Raw genomic sequence first — 18545 nt, forward strand, 5'->3', positions numbered from 1 at the left:
ACTGCCCTGTTACGTGAATATGGAGAGTTTATGCGCACATTGTGGCGAATTATTGCTGGCCTGTTCCGCTGGAGCTGGCGGGTGTTGAATTTTATTCGGGAATTTATTCTTAATTTATTCCTCATCGTCTTAATCCTCGCGGGCGTCGGTATCTGGATGCAGCTTTCCAGCGCTAACAGCAGCGAGCCGGTGCAACAAGGTGCACTGAAAGTGGATTTAAGCGGTGTATTGGTGGATAAACCCTCCGTCAGTAATCGCCTGAGTCGTATCAGCCGTGAGTTGCTGGGCGCCAGCAGCGACCGTCTGCAAGAGAATTCATTGTTCGACGTGGTGGATGCGGTTCGTCAGGCGAAAACTGACAAAAACATCACCGGGATCGTGCTGGATTTGCGTGACTTCGCTGGCGGCGATCAACCTTCACTGCAATATTTAGGTAAATCGTTGCGCGAATTCCGTGATGCGGGCAAGCCAATTTACGCCATCGGTGACAGCTACAGCCAGGCGCAATATTACATCGCCAGCTATGCCACCAGGATCTATCTGTCACCGCAGGGCACCGTCGATCTGCACGGTTTTGCTACCAATGGCTTGTATTACAAATCCCTGTTAGAGAAGCTCAAAGTTAATTCTCATGTCTTCCGCGTGGGCACCTACAAATCCGCTGTCGAGCCTTTCCTGCGTGACGATATGTCACCGGAAGCGCGTGACGCTGATGGTCGCTGGATCGGCCAACTGTGGCAGAACTACCTGAACACGGTTTCCGCGAATCGCCAGATAACGCCGGATCAGCTGTTCCCGGGGGCAGCCGGCGTCATCAGCGGGTTGCAAGCCGTCGATGGTGATACCGCAAAATATGCGCTGAACAATAAATTAGTCGACGTGCTGGATAGCCGTGCGGCCGCAGATCAGGAGTTGGTGAAAACCTTTGGCTGGGATAAAGCCAATAACGATTACCGCAACGTCAGCATTTACGATTACACCGTTAAACATCCTCAGCAGGATCAGGATGGCAATATCGCGGTGATTTTCGCTAATGGCGCGATTATGGACGGTGAGGAGACTGCCGGTAATGTGGGTGGCGATACCACGGCATCACAGATTCGCGATGCGCGTCTCGATCCGAAAATCAAAGCCATCGTGCTGCGCGTTAACAGCCCTGGCGGTAGCGTCTCGGCATCGGAAGCGATTCGCGAAGAGTTAGCTGCAGCGCATGACGCGGGCAAGCCGGTGGTGGTTTCGATGGGTGGTATGGCGGCCTCAGGTGGCTACTGGATCTCTACGCCAGCAGACTACATTGTGGCAGCCCCCAGCACCTTGACCGGTTCGATCGGGATTTTTGGCGTCATTAACACCGTCGAAAACAGTCTGGGCAGTATTGGTGTGCACACTGACGGCGTCGCCACTTCGCCACTGGCTGATGTTGCTACCACCAAAGCCCTGCCGACGGAAGTGCAGCAGTTGATGCAACTGACCATTGAAAATGGCTATCGCAACTTTGTCGGGCTGGTGGCGAAATCACGTCATAAAACGCCTGAACAGATCAATGATATTGCTCAGGGCCACGTCTGGACCGGTAGCGATGCCAAAGCCAATGGTTTGGTGGATGCGTTGGGTGACTTTGACGATGCCGTGACGAAAGCTGCCGAATTGGCAAAAGTCGCTAAACCGCAGCTTAGCTGGTATCAGGACGATCCTGGCATGATTGATCTGCTGTTAAATCAGATGAATGCCTCCGCACAGGCGATGCTGCCAGCGGCACTGAAAGTGTGGCTACCCGCGCCAATGCTGGACGTGATGAGTGCAGTGAAAGATCAGCCTGGCCTGATGAATAATCTTAACGATCCGCAAAATCGCTACGCCTTCTGCCTGAACTGCGGCAACGTACGCTAATCTTTACAGCCCGGCCGCTGGTCGGGCTGCTTTTCGCTGTTAATCCCCTTATACTGCGCGTTTTACGGCAAGTCTGAGTTCATTCATGCAAAAGAAAAATATCTACGTAGCCTACACCGGCGGTACCATCGGTATGCAGCGCTCCGCACAGGGCTACATTCCGGTATCCGGTCACCTGCAGCAGCAGCTGGCTAACATGCCAGAGTTCCATCGGCCAGAAATGCCGAATTTCACCATTCACGAATATCAGCCACTGATGGATTCGTCAGATATGACGCCGTTGGATTGGCAATCGATTGCTGATGATATCAAACAGAATTACCACAGCTATGATGGCTTTGTGATTCTGCACGGCACCGACACCATGGCGTTTACCGCCTCGGCGCTGTCATTCATGCTGGAAAACCTCTCGAAGCCGGTGATTGTGACGGGCTCGCAGATTCCACTGGCAGAATTGCGCTCAGATGGTCAGCAGAATTTACTTAATTCGCTGTACGTTGCCGCTAACTACCCGATCAATGAAGTGGCGTTGTTCTTTAATAACACGCTGTTCCGTGGCAATCGCACGACTAAAGCGCATGCTGACGGCTTCAACGCCTTTGCTTCACCGAATCTCCCGCCTTTGCTGGAAGCCGGCATTCACATTCGTAAACTCAATACACCACCAGCGCCTCAGGGCAGCGGTGAGCTGATTGTGCACCCGATTACCCCGCAGCCGATTGGTGTGGTTACCATCTATCCCGGCATTTCTGCCGATGTGGTACGTAACTTCTTACGCCAGCCGGTGAAAGCGCTGATTCTGCGCTCTTATGGTGTGGGTAACGCGCCGCAGAATGCGGAGTTCCTGGCGGAGCTGCAGCAGGCCAGCGAGCGCGGTATTGTGGTGGTGAATCTGACGCAGTGCATGTCAGGCAAAGTGAACATGGGCGGTTATGCCACCGGCAACGCGCTGGAGCATGCGGGCGTGATCAGCGGCTTTGACCTTACGGTTGAGGCAACATTAACAAAACTGCACTTTTTGTTGAGTCAAAACCTTACCAACTCGGAAATTCGTGCCAGAATGCAACAGAATTTACGTGGCGAACTGACCGACGACTGATACGGAGCGAGATGTAATGAAGCGGGCATTGATAATCATCGATATTCAAAACGATTTTTGCCCCGGCGGCCCAATGGCGGTGCGCGAAGGCGACCAAACGGTTGCCGTTGCCAATCGCTACGCACGCGAGTTCCGCGATCGGGGAGAATGTGTAGTGGCATTACAGGACTGGCATCCGGCAGATCATGGCAGCTTCGCGTCCGTCTCTGGCGAACCGGTTTATACATTGGGCGAATTGAACGGTCTGGCGCAAATCTGGTGGCCCGATCACGGTATCGAGAACTCAGTGGGTGCGGATTTTCACCCCGGACTGGATCGGACACTGATTGATGCGGTGTTCCACAAAGGCGGCGATGTTGACGTAGATAGTTACAGTGCCTTCTTCGACAATGGTCATCGCCGCAAAACGGAGCTGGACAGCTGGCTGCGGGAACGCGGTATTAGCGATCTGGTGATGCTGGGTATCGCCACCGATTACTGCGTCAAATACAGCGTGCTTGACGCGCTTGAGCTGGGCTACAACGTTGAAGTGGTAAAAGAAGGTTGTCGCGGCGTCAACCTGAATCCCGACGACAGCGAAATCGCCATCCAACAGATGGAAGCGCAGGGTGCGGTAATAATCTGAAAATGAGGGCTGGCGATAACCAGCCCTTTGGCATTTTAGTGCAGGTTAATACGCGTCACGTCCGGTTCGATACCAAACTCTTCCTTAAGCTGCTTCTTCGACTTCATCACCATCTCACCACCTTTACCAATGGTCATATGCTGTGGGTCGTCGTTATGGCGCGCCTGCCACAGCATCACCAGCTGCAGGCTATTGTCACGCTGTTCCTGCGTGAGCGCGACACCGTCCGGCCATTTGCCGGTTTCCACTGCAGTGGCGAGCCGCTCGTACACTTCCGGCGTCATTGCCGCCAGCATGGCTTCCAGTTCTTGCTTCATGCTCAGCCCTCTTGTTGCTTGCCCTGCTCATCGGTAAAGCTCAATGAGGCAGAGTTAACGCAGTAGCGCTCACCGGAAGGCTGAGGGCCATCCGGGAACACATGGCCAAGATGCGCATCACAGTTGCCACAGCGAATTTCCACGCGGTGCATGCCATGGGAATCATCTTCCAGATAACGAATCGCCTCATCGCTGTAAGGCTGGTAGAAGCTCGGCCAGCCGCAGCCTGAATCATATTTGGAGTCGGAGAGGAACAGCGGTGAATTGCACACTAAACAGTGGTAAATGCCTTCCTGCTTGTTATGCAGTAGCGCGCCACTGAAAGGAGGTTCCGTGCCGCGATGCTGTGTAACGTAGCGCTGCATCTCGGAAAGTTGCGCGATTTTTGCCTCGGGTGCGGTGTCTTTAGCCATTTTGAGTTCCGGAGTGTCATTCTGTAAAAATCGACTAGTATTCTAACAAACGAACAACATCTTCATGGTCTTTTTTCGTGCGAACCCGTTCGCCACGACTCTCATAGCGCAAAATTGTGACATCGATCACCCTTTGCAAAAGTCATCCCTTTTCGGCCGCCATTCGGCGTAACATAGGCGCGCTATAAGGGTGCTGCGTAAGCGATTGCGCAACCAATTATTCCTGGCGTTGGAATTGACCTGTCGCAACAATTGACACGATTCCGCTTGACGCCTGGTAAGGTTTTTGTAATTTTACAGCCAACCTTTTATTCACTAACAAATAGCTGGTGGAATATATGACTATCAAAGTAGGTATCAACGGTTTTGGCCGTATCGGTCGCATCGTTTTCCGTGCTGCACAGCAGCGTTCTGACATCGAAATCGTTGCAATCAACGACCTGCTCGACGCGGATTACATGGCTTACATGCTGAAGTATGACTCTACGCACGGTCGTTTCGACGGTACCGTAGAAGTTAAAGACGGCGCGCTGATTGTTAACGGCAAAAAAATCCGTGTTACCGCTGAGAAAGACCCGGCTAACCTGAAATGGGATGAAGTGGGCGTTGACGTTGTTGCTGAAGCAACCGGTATCTTCCTGACCGACGAAACCGCACGCAAACACATTCAGGCTGGTGCGAAGAAAGTGGTTCTGACCGGTCCTTCTAAAGATGCGACCCCAATGTTCGTTCGTGGCGCTAACTTTGAAAAATATGCTGGCCAGGACATCGTTTCTAACGCGTCTTGCACCACTAACTGCCTGGCACCACTGGCTAAAGTGATCAACGACCACTTCGGTATTGTTGAAGGTCTGATGACCACTGTTCACGCCACCACCGCTACCCAGAAAACTGTTGATGGCCCGTCTCACAAAGACTGGCGCGGCGGCCGCGGCGCAGCTCAGAACATCATCCCATCTTCTACCGGTGCTGCTAAAGCAGTGGGCGTGGTTCTGCCAGAGCTGAACGGTAAACTGACCGGTATGGCGTTCCGCGTTCCTACCCCGAACGTGTCTGTTGTTGACCTGACTGTACGTCTGGAAAAACCAGCAACTTACAAAGAAATCTGTGCCGTGATCAAAGCTGAATCTGAAGGCAAGATGAAAGGCGTTCTGGGCTATATCGAAGACGACGTTGTATCAACCGACTTCAATGGCGAAACCCTGACTTCAGTATTCGATGCTAAAGCCGGTATCGCACTGAACGACAACTTCGTGAAACTGGTTTCATGGTACGACAACGAAACTGGCTACTCACACAAAGTTCTGGATCTGATTGCACTGGTTGCTTCTAAGTAAGCAACTGGCGAAACAGACAAGGGGTGACTTCGGTCGCCCCTTTTTTTTCATTTGGAAGAAGAGAAGGTCTGACGATGCAAGATACGCTTTATGGTTTACCGGTGGTGAATCAGATCACCCCTTACCTGTCTCAGCGCCAGATGGGCGATTTGCCGATCGTGGTTGTGAGCCATCCTAAAGTTCGTGCGGCGATCGCGCTACAAGGGGCGCATCTGCTCTCCTGGCAGCCCAGCGGCCAGCAGCCGGTGATTTGGTTGAGCGATAAGACACCGTTTGCCACAGGTAAAGCAATTCGTGGTGGTGTGCCGATCTGCTGGCCATGGTTTGGTCCTGCAGGTGAACCGGCGCACGGTTTCGCCCGTAATCAGTCCTGGACACTGACCGCACACGATGAAAACGAAGATGCGGTCATGCTGACGTTCACGCTGGAAAGCAACGCACAAACCAAAAAGCTATGGCCTCATGATTTCACCCTGCTTGCCCGTTTCCGTCTCGCCGAGCATTGTGAAATTGAGCTGGAAGCCTGGGGTGATTATGAAGCCACCGCTGCCTTACACACCTACTTCCAGATCGCCGATATTGCTCAGGTTGAAGTCAGTGGCTTAGGAAACAGCTATATCGACAAGGTCAATGCCAATACAGTGGGCAGTTCAGCTGATGGCAAGCAAACCTACCCTGATCGCGTCGATCGCATTCACACCGCTGCCGAAGATTGCAGTGTGATTAACGACATCGCAGGAAAACGACAGATTGAAGTGTACCATCACTACCAAAGTGACGTTGTCACATGGAATCCTGGTCCTGAATTGTCCTGTAGCATGGCGGATATGCCTAACGAAGGCTACAGAACCATGGTCTGCGTGGAAACGGCTCGCATCAACAAGCCGATGAAAAGCGCCGGTGAATCCCCTGCCCGCCTCGGAACCACGCTGCGCGTGCGAAATAAGTAATTTTGCGGCGCTGATGCGCCGCTAAACCACGTCCAGGGCCGTTTTATGCTGCGGTGCCGGGAATGCCCGGTCGATGATCGCTAATTCCTCAACGCTCAAATGCAGGTTTAACGCGGCAGCATTTTCCGTCACGTGTTGTTGGCTGCTGGCTTTAGGAATGGCGATCACCCCAGGTTGACGAATCACCCAAGCGAGTAGCAATTGCGCTACGCTGATGCTCTTCTGTTGTGCAATCTGCTGCAAATGGGGATCATCAAACAGCGATTGACGCAAACGTCCCGCCTGCGCCAGAGGGCAATAGGCCATTATCGGCGTACCACGTTGCTGGCAGGCGGCTAATAAATCGTATTCGATTCCTCGTGATGCCAGGTGATACAGCACCTGATTGGTTGCACAGTTTTCACCGCCTGGCTCACTCCACAGTTCTTGCATATCGTCCGTGTCGAAGTTTGATACGCCCCAATGCCGAATTTTTCCCTGCTGTTGCAAGGTTTCTAAGGCACGAATCGTCTCCTCCAGTGGCACATTGCCGCGCCAGTGTAGCAGATAAAGATCAAGATAATCGGTTTCTAAGCGCTTCAGGCTTCTCTCGCAAGCCTCTATTGCATCCACTTCCCCGGCATTCCACGGATAGACTTTTGATACCAGCCAGGCCTGATGGCGGCGTCCGCGTAACGCTTCGCCCACCACCTTTTCCGCCCCGCCTTCGGCGTACATTTCTGCGGTATCAATCAGTTTCAGACCCAGCTCCAATCCAGCCTGTAACGCGGCCACCTCCTGATGATGCAGCGCTGCATTCTCCCCCATATACCACGTGCCTTGACCAATAGCGGGTAATGCTGATTCTCCACGGAATTGAACAGTCTTCATCACGCCTCCTCGTGCGCCACGATGGGGCGCGTTATTGGTGCAATGTCAAAAAAACGCCTCATTAAGAGGCGTTATGCAAAATCATCAGAAGCTGTAACTGATGCCGGTCCAGAGGGTGAACTGACCGCTTTTGTCCACCATCGGACTGTCTTTGATTTCACTATCAAAACGGGTGTAACGCCCGGACAAACTGGCGTTCCAGCTATCGCTAATCTGGTAGCTGGCATTCATTTCCACATAAGGTGACCAGCTGTCGTCCGGCTGGTATTCGGCAATACCTGTCCGTGCACTTTCATGCGAAGACACACCATAGTAGTAGCGGTTTTGATTGGCGCTGTTCCACATAGCACCGATGCCTGGCGTCAGGCTGAACGCGCCAAAATCGAAGCGATACAGATAGGTAAGATCCCAGATGATGCCATTGCTGTTGTTCAGCACATCGCCCAGCAGAGCGGTGCGCACGATGCCCCAATCTGCAACATGACGATAGCTGGCACCCGCCATCAGGGTCATCCGGCGCTTATCCAGTGCCTTCATGTCACCCAGGTCGTTATCCTTAGGATCGTACTGCTGTGGTGAACCCAGCAGGGTTAATGACAGTTGATTCTGCTGGTCTTTCCACAGGTAGTAGCCACCTTGCAGGCTACGGAACCAGAAGTTTTCGCCTTCATAATTGATGACCGGAATCGGGATGTATCGGTCCTGTCCACCGCGATAAGGTGACTGGGCATAAATAACCGAAGCCCCAAGAGATAAGGGTTCTGCATGAGTGCTGAACGCCGCAAAATAACAAGGAACAGCACAAGCAAGCGCTTTAAGTTTGAATTGGTTCACAATTTAATCAGTCCATTAATATAACAATCACACGCAGAGTCTAACTAATTTTTCGCGCTGGGTTAACGTTAAATCAGGGATGTTTATCACCCATGCGGAATAGTCTGAGGTAGGCTGCAGTGGTCGCCATGCAAACTGAATGCCTTAGTGCTTATGAGACTTTGTTATTGATATATCGCTAAATAAGGAGAAATGTGCCTGCAGATTTTCTGAATGCCTTCTACAGTTAAAAGTAAGACGAGACTTTTTGTACGAGCAGAGTAACCATAAGAATTGTGTATCCCGATAAAAAATCGTCAGGTTGGCATAAGGGTTGCTGTACTCAATAAAGAATATCTTCCGGGAGCTGCAAACGTATCTTATTTCGCTCCTTTACCTGTGCTAAAAACGAAAGGACGGGCATCGCTATGAATATATTCGATCACTATCGTCAGCGTTATGAAGCTGCCAAGGACGAAGAGTTCACACTGCAGGAATTTCTCGCTATCTGTAAGCAAGATCGCAGTGCATACGCCAACGCTGCAGAGCGACTATTGATGGCTATCGGTGAGCCGGTGATGGTTGACACGGCGCAGGAGCCACGCCTTTCCAGAATCTTCTCTAACCGCGTCATGGGGCGCTATCCCGCCTTCGAAGAGTTTTATGGTATGGAGGAAGCGATTGAGCAGATCGTCTCCTACCTGAAACATGCTGCGCAAGGCCTGGAAGAGAAGAAACAGATTCTCTATTTATTGGGGCCCGTCGGTGGCGGTAAATCCTCTCTTGCTGAGCGTTTGAAAGCTCTGATGCAGCGCGTTCCAATTTACGTGCTGAGTGCCGATGGCGAACGCAGCCCGGTAAACGATCATCCTCTGTGCCTGTTCAACCCGCAGGAAGATGCCAATATTCTGGAAAAAGAGTATGGCGTACCGCGGCGTTACCTCGGCACCATTATGTCGCCGTGGGCGGCAAAACGTCTGCATGACTTTGGCGGCGATATCACCCGCTTCAAAGTAGTCAAAGTCTGGCCTTCTATACTGGAACAAGTGGCCATTGCCAAAACTGAACCAGGAGATGAGAACAACCAGGATATCTCTGCGTTAGTCGGTAAGGTGGATATCCGCAAACTGGAAAATCACGCGCAAAACGATCCCGACGCCTACGGTTACTCGGGCGCTCTGTGCCGCGCGAACCAGGGCATCATGGAATTCGTCGAGATGTTTAAAGCACCGATTAAAGTGCTGCATCCATTACTGACCGCCACTCAGGAAGGTAACTACAACGGTACTGAAGGGATTTCTGCCCTGCCGTTCAACGGTATCATTCTGGCGCACTCCAACGAATCAGAATGGGTGACTTTCCGTAACAATAAGAACAACGAAGCGTTCCTTGACCGTGTTTACATTGTCAAAGTGCCTTACTGCCTGCGTGTGTCGGAAGAGATCAAAATCTACGACAAACTGCTTAATCACAGTGAGCTGACAACAGCGCCATGTGCACCGGGCACACTGGAAACCTTAGCGCGCTTCTCCATCCTGTCACGTTTGAAAGATCCCGAAAACTCCAGCATCTATTCAAAAATGCGCGTCTATGATGGTGAAAGCCTGAAAGATACCGACCCTAAAGCCAAGTCATGGCAGGAGTATCATGACTATGCGGGCGTGGATGAGGGCATGAATGGCCTTTCAACCCGCTTCGCGTTCAAGATTCTGTCGCGCGTATTCAACTTTGACCATGCCGAAGTGGCGGCCAACCCGGTACATCTGTTCTACGTGCTGGAGCAACAAATTGAGCGCGAGCAGTTCCCGCAGGATCTGGCAGAGAAATACCTTGAGCACCTGAAAGGCTATCTGATCCCGAAATACGCGGAGTTTATTGGCAAAGAGATTCAAACCGCCTATCTGGAATCCTATTCTGAGTATGGTCAGAACATCTTTGACCGCTACGTGACTTACGCCGACTTCTGGATTCAGGATCAGGAGTATCGCGACCCGGATACCGGACAGCTGTTTGATCGCGAATCACTGAATGCCGAGCTGGAAAAAATCGAGAAACCTGCCGGGATCAGTAACCCGAAAGATTTCCGTAACGAGATCGTCAACTTTGTGCTGCGTACCCGGGCACAAAATAGTGGACGTAATCCTAACTGGACCAGCTACGAAAAACTGCGCACGGTTATTGAGAAGAAAATGTTCTCAAACACCGAAGAGTTACTGCCGGTGATTTCGTTTAATACCAAGACCTCAACGGACGAACAGAAAAAACACGATGATTTTGTCGATCGCATGATGGAGAAAGGCTATACCCGCAAACAGGTGCGCCTGCTGTGCGAATGGTATCTGCGTGTGCGTAAATCGTCTTAATCGTTACCTGTAAGCTACGCGGCGCCGCGACGCCGCAACAGGAGGCCGGAGTGGTTCCGGCCTGGCTTGCACTGTAGTTTGGGGGATATGTATGGCCTATTTTATCGATCGGCGTCTGAACGGTAAAAACAAGAGCGCGGTCAATCGGCAGCGTTTCCTGCGCCGTTACAAGTCGCAAATCAAGCAGTCGATCTCCGAGGCCATCAATAAGCGTTCGGTCACCGACGTGGATAGCGGCGAATCCGTCTCGATTCCTATCGACGACATTAATGAGCCGATTTTCCATCAGGGACGCGGCGGCAGTCGCCATCGCGTGCATCCGGGGAACGATCATTTTGTACAGAACGACCGCATTGAGCGCCCGCAAGGGGGCGGCGGTGGCGGAGGCAGCGGTCAGGGCAACGCCAGTCAGGACGGTGAAGGCTCGGATGAGTTTGTCTTCCAGATATCCAAAGATGAATATCTCGATTTGCTGTTTGAGGATCTTGCCTTACCAAATCTGCGTAAAAATCAGCATCGGCAGTTAAACGAGTATAAAACTCACCGTGCGGGCTTTACCTCAAATGGGGTACCGGCCAACATTAGCGTTGTGCGTTCACTGCAAAATTCACTGGCACGTCGTACCGCCATGACGGCCGGTAAACGCCGCATGCTGAACGAACTGGAAGCCACGCTGACTGAAGTGGAAAACAGTGAGCCGGCTCAGCTGCTTGAAGAAGAACGTCTGCGTAAAGAGATTGCCGAACTGCGCGCCCGCATTGAACGCGTGCCCTTTATTGATACCTTCGACTTACGCTACAAAAACTTTGAGAAGCGCCCCGAGCCTTCCAGCCAGGCGGTGATGTTCTGCCTGATGGATGTGTCTGGTTCAATGGATCAGGCCACCAAGGACATGGCGAAGCGTTTTTATATTCTGCTCTATCTGTTCCTGAGCCGAACCTATAAAAATGTAGAGGTGGTGTATATCCGTCATCACACCCAGGCGAAAGAAGTCGATGAGCAGGAGTTCTTTTACTCGCAGGAAACCGGCGGCACCATTGTCTCCAGCGCATTGAAGTTAATGGATGAAGTGGTCAAAGAGCGTTACGACCCGGCGCAGTGGAATATTTATGCGGCGCAGGCCTCTGATGGCGATAACTGGGCGGATGACTCTCCGTTATGCCATGAGATTCTGGCCAAACATATTTTGCCGGTTGTACGTTATTACAGCTACATCGAAATCACGCGACGTGCGCATCAGACGCTGTGGCGTGAGTATGAACATCTGCAGGCCATGTTTGATAACTTCGCGATTCAGCACATCCGCGAGCCGGAGGACATCTATCCGGTATTTAGAGAACTTTTCCACAAACAGGTGGCAGAAGCCTGAACATCAAGCCGGTCAATGACCGGCTTTTTCTTTTCCGCGCCACCGCTCATTCGCCTGAAATCCCCGCTGATTTTTCACACAATTTTAACTATCTATGGGATAGCGCTCCGCAGATTGAAAAAATATGCAATTAAGCGCTGACAAGCTATTGATAAGGCATTATCTTTTCACCTTGTCTGTGTGAATCCCCCGCAGTTTGTCTTTTTCGCTCGTACCGCAGGAGAACGCCGTTGAATGCCAGCATGATTTACAGTTTGTTTATTATTGGTTCAGTGCTGGTCGCAGCAAGTATTCTTCTGAGTTCATTCTCGTCACGGCTTGGCATCCCTATTTTGGTGATCTTCCTTGCGTTAGGCATGTTGACCGGCGTTGATGGGATTGGCGGCATCGCTTTTGACAACTATCCGGTGGCATATCTGGTTTCAAACCTCGCGCTGGCCATTATTTTGCTGGATGGCGGTATGCGCACCAAATCCAGCTCATTCAAGGTCGCGCTGGGGCCTGCGCTGTCGCTCGCCACAGTTGGCGTGATGATAACCGCCGGTTTAACCGGTTTGGCTGCTGCCTGGTTATTTAAACTCGATTTGATGCAAGGTTTCCTGATCGGCGCGATTATTGGTTCTACCGATGCCGCCGCCGTCTTCTCGCTACTGGGCGATAAAGGGCTTAACGAGCGTGTCAGTTCCACGCTGGAGATTGAGTCCGGCAGTAACGATCCCATGGCGGTGTTTCTTACTATCACCCTGATTGACATGATCCAGCAGGGGCAATCCGGATTAAGCTGGATGTTTGTAGTGCATCTGGTGCAACAATTTGGTCTCGGTATTGTACTGGGGCTGGGTGGTGGCTGGGCCCTTCAGCAGTTGATTAACCGTATTAATCTGGCGCAGGGTCTTTATCCGCTGCTGGCGTTGAGCGGTGGCATCATTGTGTTCGCGCTCACTACGGTCATGGAAGGCAGCGGTATTCTGGCGGTTTATCTGTGTGGTTACCTGCTGGGTAACAGCCCGATCCGCAACCGTCACGGTATTCTGCAAACCTTCGATGGTATGGCGTGGTTAAGCCAGATCGGCATGTTTATCGTGCTGGGCTTACTGGTCACGCCATCCGACTTATGGCATATCGCCGTACCTGCCATGATTTTATCCCTGTGGCTGATTCTGGTGGCACGCCCGCTTTCGATTCTGGTGGGTTTAATGCCGTTCAAGGGCTTCACTGGTCGCGAGCGCATCTTCATCAGTTGGGTAGGTTTGCGTGGTGCAGTGCCGATTATCCTCGCGGTGTTCCCGATGATGGCCGGGCTGGAAAACGCCAAGCTCTACTTCAATATTGCCTTCTTTGTGGTGCTGGTCTCACTGATGTTACAGGGCACTTCACTGGGTTATGCGGCCAGGCGCGCCAAAGTTGTGGTACCGCCCACCGCATCACCCATTAGCCGCGTCGGACTGGATATCCATCCGGAGAATCCGTGGGAGCAGTTTGTTTACCAGCTCAGCGCTGACAAATGGTGTGTCGGTGCTGCGCTGCGCGATCTGCAGATGCCGCGTGAAACGCGCATCGCTGCTCTATTCCGCGATAACGCCCTGATGCACCCGAATGGCAGCACGCGTCTTAAAGAGGGCGATGTGCTTTGCGTGATTGGACGTGAACGTGACTTACCCGCACTGGGTAAAATGTTCAGTCAGTCGCCACCCGTCGCGCTTGATCAACGCTTCTTTGGTGACTTCATTCTGGATGCTGAAGCGCGCTTACGCGATGTGGCGCAAATTTATGGGCTGGAACTTGATGATAACACCAACGATCAGCAATCCCTTGGCCAACTGGTGATGAGCCTGCTGGGCAGTACGCCGGTGGTGGGCGATCAGGTGGAATGGAACCAGCTGACCTGGACGGTGGCGGAAAAAGAGGACAACCAAATCGTTAAAATTGGCGTACGCGTGATGGAAGACAAGGAGTAATCCGAACCGCGAAAGCGCCAAAACTGCGTGTGAGCGACTATGATCACTATTCCACCCAGCACAAACGGGAGAAAAGTATGGGTCACGTGGTAAAGATTGGTCGTTACGAGATCGTTGATGCAGAACTGAATGCTGAGAACATCGATACCATCAGTATTCCCTGCCATACCAACCCTGGCCTGAGTTACCAACTCGATGGCTGGGATCATGAAACCAGTGTGCCCGCGTGGATTGATGGCGAACCCGTTGATCTACAGATCGGACACTATGACAAGCAGCAAGACCGTTGGGTATTAAAAAAACCTGCCTGATATTCCCCCGCCGCCATCCGCTTCGTATGGCGGTCATTCCTAAAAGCAGTCTTAAAATGAAGCGTTATATCAGCATTTTTTTTGCTTTTAACCTTACATTTCAGTTAGCTAGCTCACTATTTCGCGCAGCATTTATTTCCTTTTAAGACTATTTCCATATTAACTCTGTCAAACAACTCCTGCATACTCTTAAACGTTGCTGCAGCTTTTTGTGATGTTTATCACGTCTCAAACGGCCCTTTCCATGCAGCGCTTATGGCAGCATTGATTTATATCGCACTGAAAAATCATTTCTTTTTATTTTCGGTGGACCACTCCTGAGCGCGTACTTGATTCTGGTCAGGCCATCTTTTACTTAAGAAAAGAGAGCAGGTTTTATGGCAAGTACATTGGTAATGAATGATGCAACCCGCTCGTGGAGCGGATTGCGTAAAAATCTCATCGCAAAAGTCGCATTAAGCTTTTCAGATTTAATTGCTCTGAATCTGGCTTTATTTTTATCTGCGGCGACCGTTCAGGGTATTTGGGGAGAACTGGACACCTTTATTCCGCCGCAGCAGATTGAATACCGCTTTATCGCTCAGTTAGGGCTTTCTGTACTTTGCACCGCCTGGTTTTGGGTGCGTATGCGTCATTACACTTATCGCAAACCGTTCTGGTTCGAGTTGAAAGAGATTGTTAAAACCCTGTTTGTGTTTTCGCTGCTGGATTTGGCGCTGATTGCCTTCTCCAAGTGGGATTTCTCACGCATGGTTTGGGTGTTCAGCTGGACTTATGCACTGCTGTTATTGCCGCTAATGCGTGCTCTGGTCAAACGTGCCATCAACCGTGCAGGGCAATGGCAAAAAGAGACCATTATTATTGGTTCAGGCAAGAATGCCATGGAAGCTTATGCAGCGCTGCAGAGTGAGGAGATTCTTGGCTACAACGTACAGGCATTTATTTCACTGGAAGATGAAAATCGCCCTGAAAACGTTAATGGCGTACCGGTGATCACCTGGAAAGACATCAACTGGCAAACCATGGATCGTGACAACACGCAATTTATCGTCGCCACAGAGTTTGAACAGCAGGTGGTGCGCGATAAATGGCTGAAGTTCCTGTCTAAAATGAAATGCCGTTCGATTTCGGTTATTCCTACCCTACGCGGCGTGCCGCTGTATGGCACTGATATGTCCTTCATCTTCAGCCATGAAGTGATGATCCTGCGCGTCAGTAACAATCTGGCTAAACGCTCATCTCGCTTCCTCAAGCGTACCTTCGATATTGTGGTGGCCTCGCTGCTACTGCTGTTCCTGGGGCCGGTATTTGGTCTGCTCTGCGCGATGGTGAAACGCGACGGTGGCAATGCCATCTATGGACATGAACGCGTTGGACAAGATGGTGTGAAGTTTAAATGCCTCAAGTTCCGCTCTATGGTCACCAACTCGCAGGAAGTGCTGCAAAATTTACTGGCGACCAGTGAAGAAGCACGAGCCGAATGGGACCGTGATTTCAAACTGAAAAACGATCCGCGCGTGACCAAAATTGGCGGATTCCTGCGTAAAACCAGCCTCGACGAGTTGCCGCAGCTGTGGAACGTCATTCGTGGTGAGATGAGTCTGGTGGGGCCACGTCCGGTTATCGAAGCCGAATTGGAACGCTATGCCGGTGATGTCGATTATTACCTGATGGCGAAACCGGGCATGACAGGTTTGTGGCAGGTGAGTGGTCGTAACGATATCGACTACGATACCCGCGTCTACTTTGATTCCTGGTATGTGAAGAACTGGGCGCTGTGGACCGACATTGCCATCCTGTTTAAAACCGCAGGCGTTGTTTTACGCCGCGACGGGGCCTACTGATCCTACCCTCAATGCGATGTCTGTGCAGGCTCAGCAGACATCGCTTTTTTATTCCTTTCTTTTTCTCTGCTAAGTCTTTACCCTTCCCGCTTGTTTAACAGGACGTTTCTGGTCACAGATGCAAAAATTTACCCTGCTGCTTTTAAGCCTGGTGCTGCTGGCACCGCTCGGCATCGATCTCTACCTTCCCACACTGCCGCAAATCGCTGAAGGCCTGAACAGCCCGGTCAGTTTAATTCAGATCACCATCCCGCTGTTTTTACTGGTGATGGGCATCGGTCAACTGGTGACCGGTCCGCTGGTGGATAATTATGGCCGTAAGCCGATCGCGCTGATTGGTCTGGCGCTATACATTGTTGGCAGCGCGGTAGCGGCGACTGCCACTGAATGGCCAGTGTTCTTCCTTGCACGCTTGATTCAGGGCTGCGCAGTCTGTTGCAGTGCCGTCGTGGCGTTCAGTGGAGTGCGCGATCGTTTAAGTGGCGATGAAGCCGCACGCGCCTATGGTTTCCTGAATGGTGCACTGAACATTGTGCCGGCATTAGCCCCACTGCTGGGCGGCATCCTCGCTGAAGCCTACGGCTGGCGTGCGCCTTTCTGGTTCCTGTGCGGTTATGCCGCAGTGATTGGCTTGATTGTGGTGTTATTCCTGCCGGAAACCCGCCCTGCCGATACGCTGCGCGTCAAAGGTTTACCGCTGGCGCAATATGCCGCGATTGCACGTGAACCCCGTTTCCTCGCCTTTGCGTTTGCCAACGCAGGTGCGCTCGGCATGGTGCTGACTTATGTGTCACTGGCACCACATGTGTTGATGACCGAAGGCGGTCTGACGCCCCTGCAGTTCTCCTTTGCCTTTGGTGCCAACGGCTTTTGGATCATGCTGGTCAGTGCGTTTGTAAATAAGACCATCCGTAAAGCCGGACGCCCTTTCTGCCTGGCGATGGGCTTTGTTACTATGCTGTTAGGTGCCATTCTGCTGCTGGCGGGGATGACGCTGTTGCCTGCCGCATGGCAGACACACTGGGCGCTGTATATGATTCCGGTGGCGGTGTCGGTTGCGGGACTGGCCTTTACCGTTGGCCCGGCCACCAGCTATGCGTTAGAACCCTATCAGCAGCAGGCAGGCGTAGCCGCAGCTTTGCAGGGATTTATTCAGATGGCGTGTGGCGCAGGGGGCAGTCTGATGATTGTCGCGCTGCCGGTCGCGGAGAAATCAGCACTGGCTTTGATGATGCTATTAGGTGCAGCGCTGGCCCTGATCGCCTGGCGCTGCAGTAAGAAGATGCACGGTAGCGTCACCGCGCTTAAATAACCTCGACCGGCACACGGGGCGCGAGCGCGCACATTAGCTCGTAGCCCACCGTGCCGGCGGCTTTCGCCACCTCATCAATTTTCACCTGATTGCCCCACAGCTCCACTTTGGAACCAATTCCGGCCTGCGGACAAGGTTCAAGGTCAATCATCATCATATCCATCGAAATCGCGCCCAGCGTCTGGGTACGGATGCCGTCGACGCTCACCGGCGTGCCGGTAGGCGCATGGCGCGGATAGCCGTCGGCATAGCCACAAGCCACAATCCCGATGCGCTGCGATGAGGATGCATGATAGCGATAGCCATAACCCACGCCGTCTCCAGCACTGAGTTGCTGCACACCAATAATTTCACTGTTTAGGGTCATTACCGGCTGCAATCCGGTACTGGCAATGTCCTGCCAGTCTCCGCTTGGCGATGCGCCATAAAGAATGATACCCGGACGCACCCAGTCAAAGTGCGCTTCAGGATGCCACAAGGTGGCGGCGGAGTTGGAGAGCGAGCGCGGGCAATCCAAACCTTCGGCAGCCAGTTCAACGCGCTTCATCGGCTCGATCAGACCTTCCGGATTTTCTGCGTCCGCAAAGTGCGCCATCAGCGTCATCTCGCCGACGTTGGGCAACGCACGCAGTTTCTGCCACACTGCCTGAACCTGTTCCGGGCGAAAACCGAGACGGTTCATGCCGCTGTTCATCTTCACATAGATATCAACCGGTGCAGAGAGCGAGGCTTTGGCCAGTGCCTGAATCTGCCAGTTACTGTGCACGCTGGTGGTCAGGCGATAGCGATCGATCAGCGTCAAATCTTCTGCATGGAAAAAACCTTCAAGCAGCAGAATCGGTTTTTTCCAGCCCTGCTCACGCAGCAGAATGGCTTCTTCCATATTCAGCAGCGCGAAACCATCGGTTTCTGCCAGGCTTTGCCAGACGCGGTTAATACCGTGCCCGTAAGCATTGGCTTTGACCACTGACCAAACACGCGACTGCGGTGCAGCCTGCCGCACAATCGCCAGATTGTGGCGCAGCGCCTGTTGATGAATGGTAGCGCCAGTAGGACGTGACATGCTTGTGCTCT

General features: G+C 52.2%; 16 protein-coding genes. 11 read left to right on the forward strand and 5 right to left on the reverse strand.

All coding sequences use genetic code 11. The features are described 5' to 3' along the window. Nucleotides 1-30: 30 nt before the first annotated feature. From sppA to pncA, 3 genes are all read left to right on the forward strand, one after another. A complete protein-coding gene (gene sppA / locus ACXI0A_RS12675) occupies nucleotides 31-1890 on the forward strand; it encodes a signal peptide peptidase SppA (RefSeq protein ID WP_476148510.1) in 1860 nt (619 codons plus the stop codon). Between the two features lie 85 nt (nucleotides 1891-1975). After that, nucleotides 1976-2989, forward strand: coding sequence for an asparaginase (ansA, locus tag ACXI0A_RS12680; protein ID WP_476148509.1), 1014 nt, complete (start codon nucleotides 1976-1978; stop codon nucleotides 2987-2989). A 16-nt stretch (nucleotides 2990-3005) separates the two neighbouring features. Further along, complete coding sequence (pncA, locus tag ACXI0A_RS12685; RefSeq protein ID WP_224931830.1) at nucleotides 3006-3614, forward strand: bifunctional nicotinamidase/pyrazinamidase; 609 nt, start codon at nucleotides 3006-3008, stop codon at nucleotides 3612-3614. Between the two features lie 35 nt (nucleotides 3615-3649). On the opposite strand, the gene ACXI0A_RS12690 is transcribed toward pncA, so the two are convergent. Next, nucleotides 3650-3931 (reverse strand): YeaC family protein, encoded by a 282-nt coding sequence (locus ACXI0A_RS12690; protein WP_200570059.1) that lies wholly within the window; start codon nucleotides 3929-3931, stop codon nucleotides 3650-3652. A 2-nt stretch (nucleotides 3932-3933) separates the two neighbouring features. Further along, nucleotides 3934-4344 carry a peptide-methionine (R)-S-oxide reductase MsrB gene (msrB, locus tag ACXI0A_RS12695; protein WP_224931828.1) on the reverse strand — a complete coding sequence of 137 codons (411 nt, stop codon included), beginning with the start codon at nucleotides 4342-4344 and terminating at the stop codon, nucleotides 3934-3936. A 338-nt stretch (nucleotides 4345-4682) separates the two neighbouring features. Between msrB and gapA the strand changes: the two genes are divergently transcribed. Both gapA and ACXI0A_RS12705 read left to right on the forward strand, forming a co-directional pair. Continuing rightward, nucleotides 4683-5681, forward strand: coding sequence for a glyceraldehyde-3-phosphate dehydrogenase (gene gapA / locus ACXI0A_RS12700; protein ID WP_034828788.1), 999 nt, complete (start codon nucleotides 4683-4685; stop codon nucleotides 5679-5681). Between the two features lie 74 nt (nucleotides 5682-5755). Next, nucleotides 5756-6631 carry a D-hexose-6-phosphate mutarotase gene (locus ACXI0A_RS12705; RefSeq protein WP_479485259.1) on the forward strand — a complete coding sequence of 292 codons (876 nt, stop codon included), beginning with the start codon at nucleotides 5756-5758 and terminating at the stop codon, nucleotides 6629-6631. Nucleotides 6632-6652: 21 nt separating this feature from the next. Here the strand turns inward: ACXI0A_RS12705 and ACXI0A_RS12710 are convergent, their stop codons facing one another. Then, nucleotides 6653-7501 carry an aldo/keto reductase gene (locus ACXI0A_RS12710; RefSeq protein ID WP_476148505.1) on the reverse strand — a complete coding sequence of 283 codons (849 nt, stop codon included), beginning with the start codon at nucleotides 7499-7501 and terminating at the stop codon, nucleotides 6653-6655. Nucleotides 7502-7585: 84 nt separating this feature from the next. Beyond that, nucleotides 7586-8335: a MipA/OmpV family protein gene (locus ACXI0A_RS12715; protein ID WP_476148504.1), complete on the reverse strand. Its 750-nt coding sequence runs from the start codon at nucleotides 8333-8335 to the stop codon at nucleotides 7586-7588. A gap of 407 nt (nucleotides 8336-8742) precedes the next feature. On the opposite strand from ACXI0A_RS12715, the gene yeaG reads away from it, so the two are divergent. The 6 genes from yeaG (at nucleotide 8743) to ACXI0A_RS12745 (ending at nucleotide 17471) form a co-directional block, all read left to right on the forward strand. Further along, nucleotides 8743-10677: a protein kinase YeaG gene (gene yeaG / locus ACXI0A_RS12720; protein ID WP_224931824.1), complete on the forward strand. Its 1935-nt coding sequence runs from the start codon at nucleotides 8743-8745 to the stop codon at nucleotides 10675-10677. A 91-nt stretch (nucleotides 10678-10768) separates the two neighbouring features. Then, complete coding sequence (locus ACXI0A_RS12725; protein WP_224931823.1) at nucleotides 10769-12046, forward strand: YeaH/YhbH family protein; 1278 nt, start codon at nucleotides 10769-10771, stop codon at nucleotides 12044-12046. Between the two features lie 230 nt (nucleotides 12047-12276). Then, entirely contained in the window at nucleotides 12277-14004 is a 1728-nt protein-coding gene (locus ACXI0A_RS12730) for a potassium/proton antiporter (protein ID WP_224931822.1), read from the forward strand. A gap of 77 nt (nucleotides 14005-14081) precedes the next feature. After that, nucleotides 14082-14315 (forward strand): DUF1480 family protein, encoded by a 234-nt coding sequence (locus ACXI0A_RS12735; protein WP_224931821.1) that lies wholly within the window; start codon nucleotides 14082-14084, stop codon nucleotides 14313-14315. A gap of 377 nt (nucleotides 14316-14692) precedes the next feature. Next, nucleotides 14693-16159: an undecaprenyl-phosphate galactose phosphotransferase WbaP gene (wbaP, locus tag ACXI0A_RS12740; RefSeq protein ID WP_224931819.1), complete on the forward strand. Its 1467-nt coding sequence runs from the start codon at nucleotides 14693-14695 to the stop codon at nucleotides 16157-16159. Nucleotides 16160-16277: 118 nt separating this feature from the next. Continuing rightward, complete coding sequence (locus tag ACXI0A_RS12745; protein ID WP_476148500.1) at nucleotides 16278-17471, forward strand: Bcr/CflA family efflux MFS transporter; 1194 nt, start codon at nucleotides 16278-16280, stop codon at nucleotides 17469-17471. Here the strand turns inward: ACXI0A_RS12745 and dadX are convergent. Next, nucleotides 17464-18534: a catabolic alanine racemase DadX gene (dadX, locus tag ACXI0A_RS12750; RefSeq protein ID WP_476148498.1), complete on the reverse strand. Its 1071-nt coding sequence runs from the start codon at nucleotides 18532-18534 to the stop codon at nucleotides 17464-17466. The two genes, ACXI0A_RS12745 and dadX, sit on opposite strands and share 8 nt — an antisense overlap. Nucleotides 18535-18545: the final 11 nt, after the last annotated feature.

This window comes from Pantoea sp. C1E2, from assembly GCF_056491465.1.

Excerpts from the sequence above, each read along its gene's own strand:
- sppA (WP_476148510.1), top strand. The coding sequence starts at position 31 with ATGCGCACATTGTGGCGAATTATTGCTGGCCTGTTCCGCTGGAGCTGG.
- ansA (WP_476148509.1), top strand. The coding sequence starts at position 1,976 with ATGCAAAAGAAAAATATCTACGTAGCCTACACCGGCGGTACCATCGGT.
- pncA (WP_224931830.1), top strand. The coding sequence starts at position 3,006 with ATGAAGCGGGCATTGATAATCATCGATATTCAAAACGATTTTTGCCCC.
- ACXI0A_RS12690 (WP_200570059.1), bottom strand. The coding sequence starts at position 3,931 with ATGAAGCAAGAACTGGAAGCCATGCTGGCGGCAATGACGCCGGAAGTG.
- msrB (WP_224931828.1), bottom strand. The coding sequence starts at position 4,344 with ATGGCTAAAGACACCGCACCCGAGGCAAAAATCGCGCAACTTTCCGAG.
- gapA (WP_034828788.1), top strand. The coding sequence starts at position 4,683 with ATGACTATCAAAGTAGGTATCAACGGTTTTGGCCGTATCGGTCGCATC.
- ACXI0A_RS12705 (WP_479485259.1), top strand. The coding sequence starts at position 5,756 with ATGCAAGATACGCTTTATGGTTTACCGGTGGTGAATCAGATCACCCCT.
- ACXI0A_RS12710 (WP_476148505.1), bottom strand. The coding sequence starts at position 7,501 with ATGAAGACTGTTCAATTCCGTGGAGAATCAGCATTACCCGCTATTGGT.
- yeaG (WP_224931824.1), top strand. The coding sequence starts at position 8,743 with ATGAATATATTCGATCACTATCGTCAGCGTTATGAAGCTGCCAAGGAC.
- ACXI0A_RS12725 (WP_224931823.1), top strand. The coding sequence starts at position 10,769 with ATGGCCTATTTTATCGATCGGCGTCTGAACGGTAAAAACAAGAGCGCG.
- ACXI0A_RS12735 (WP_224931821.1), top strand. The coding sequence starts at position 14,082 with ATGGGTCACGTGGTAAAGATTGGTCGTTACGAGATCGTTGATGCAGAA.
- wbaP (WP_224931819.1), top strand. The coding sequence starts at position 14,693 with ATGGCAAGTACATTGGTAATGAATGATGCAACCCGCTCGTGGAGCGGA.
- ACXI0A_RS12745 (WP_476148500.1), top strand. The coding sequence starts at position 16,278 with ATGCAAAAATTTACCCTGCTGCTTTTAAGCCTGGTGCTGCTGGCACCG.
- dadX (WP_476148498.1), bottom strand. The coding sequence starts at position 18,534 with ATGTCACGTCCTACTGGCGCTACCATTCATCAACAGGCGCTGCGCCAC.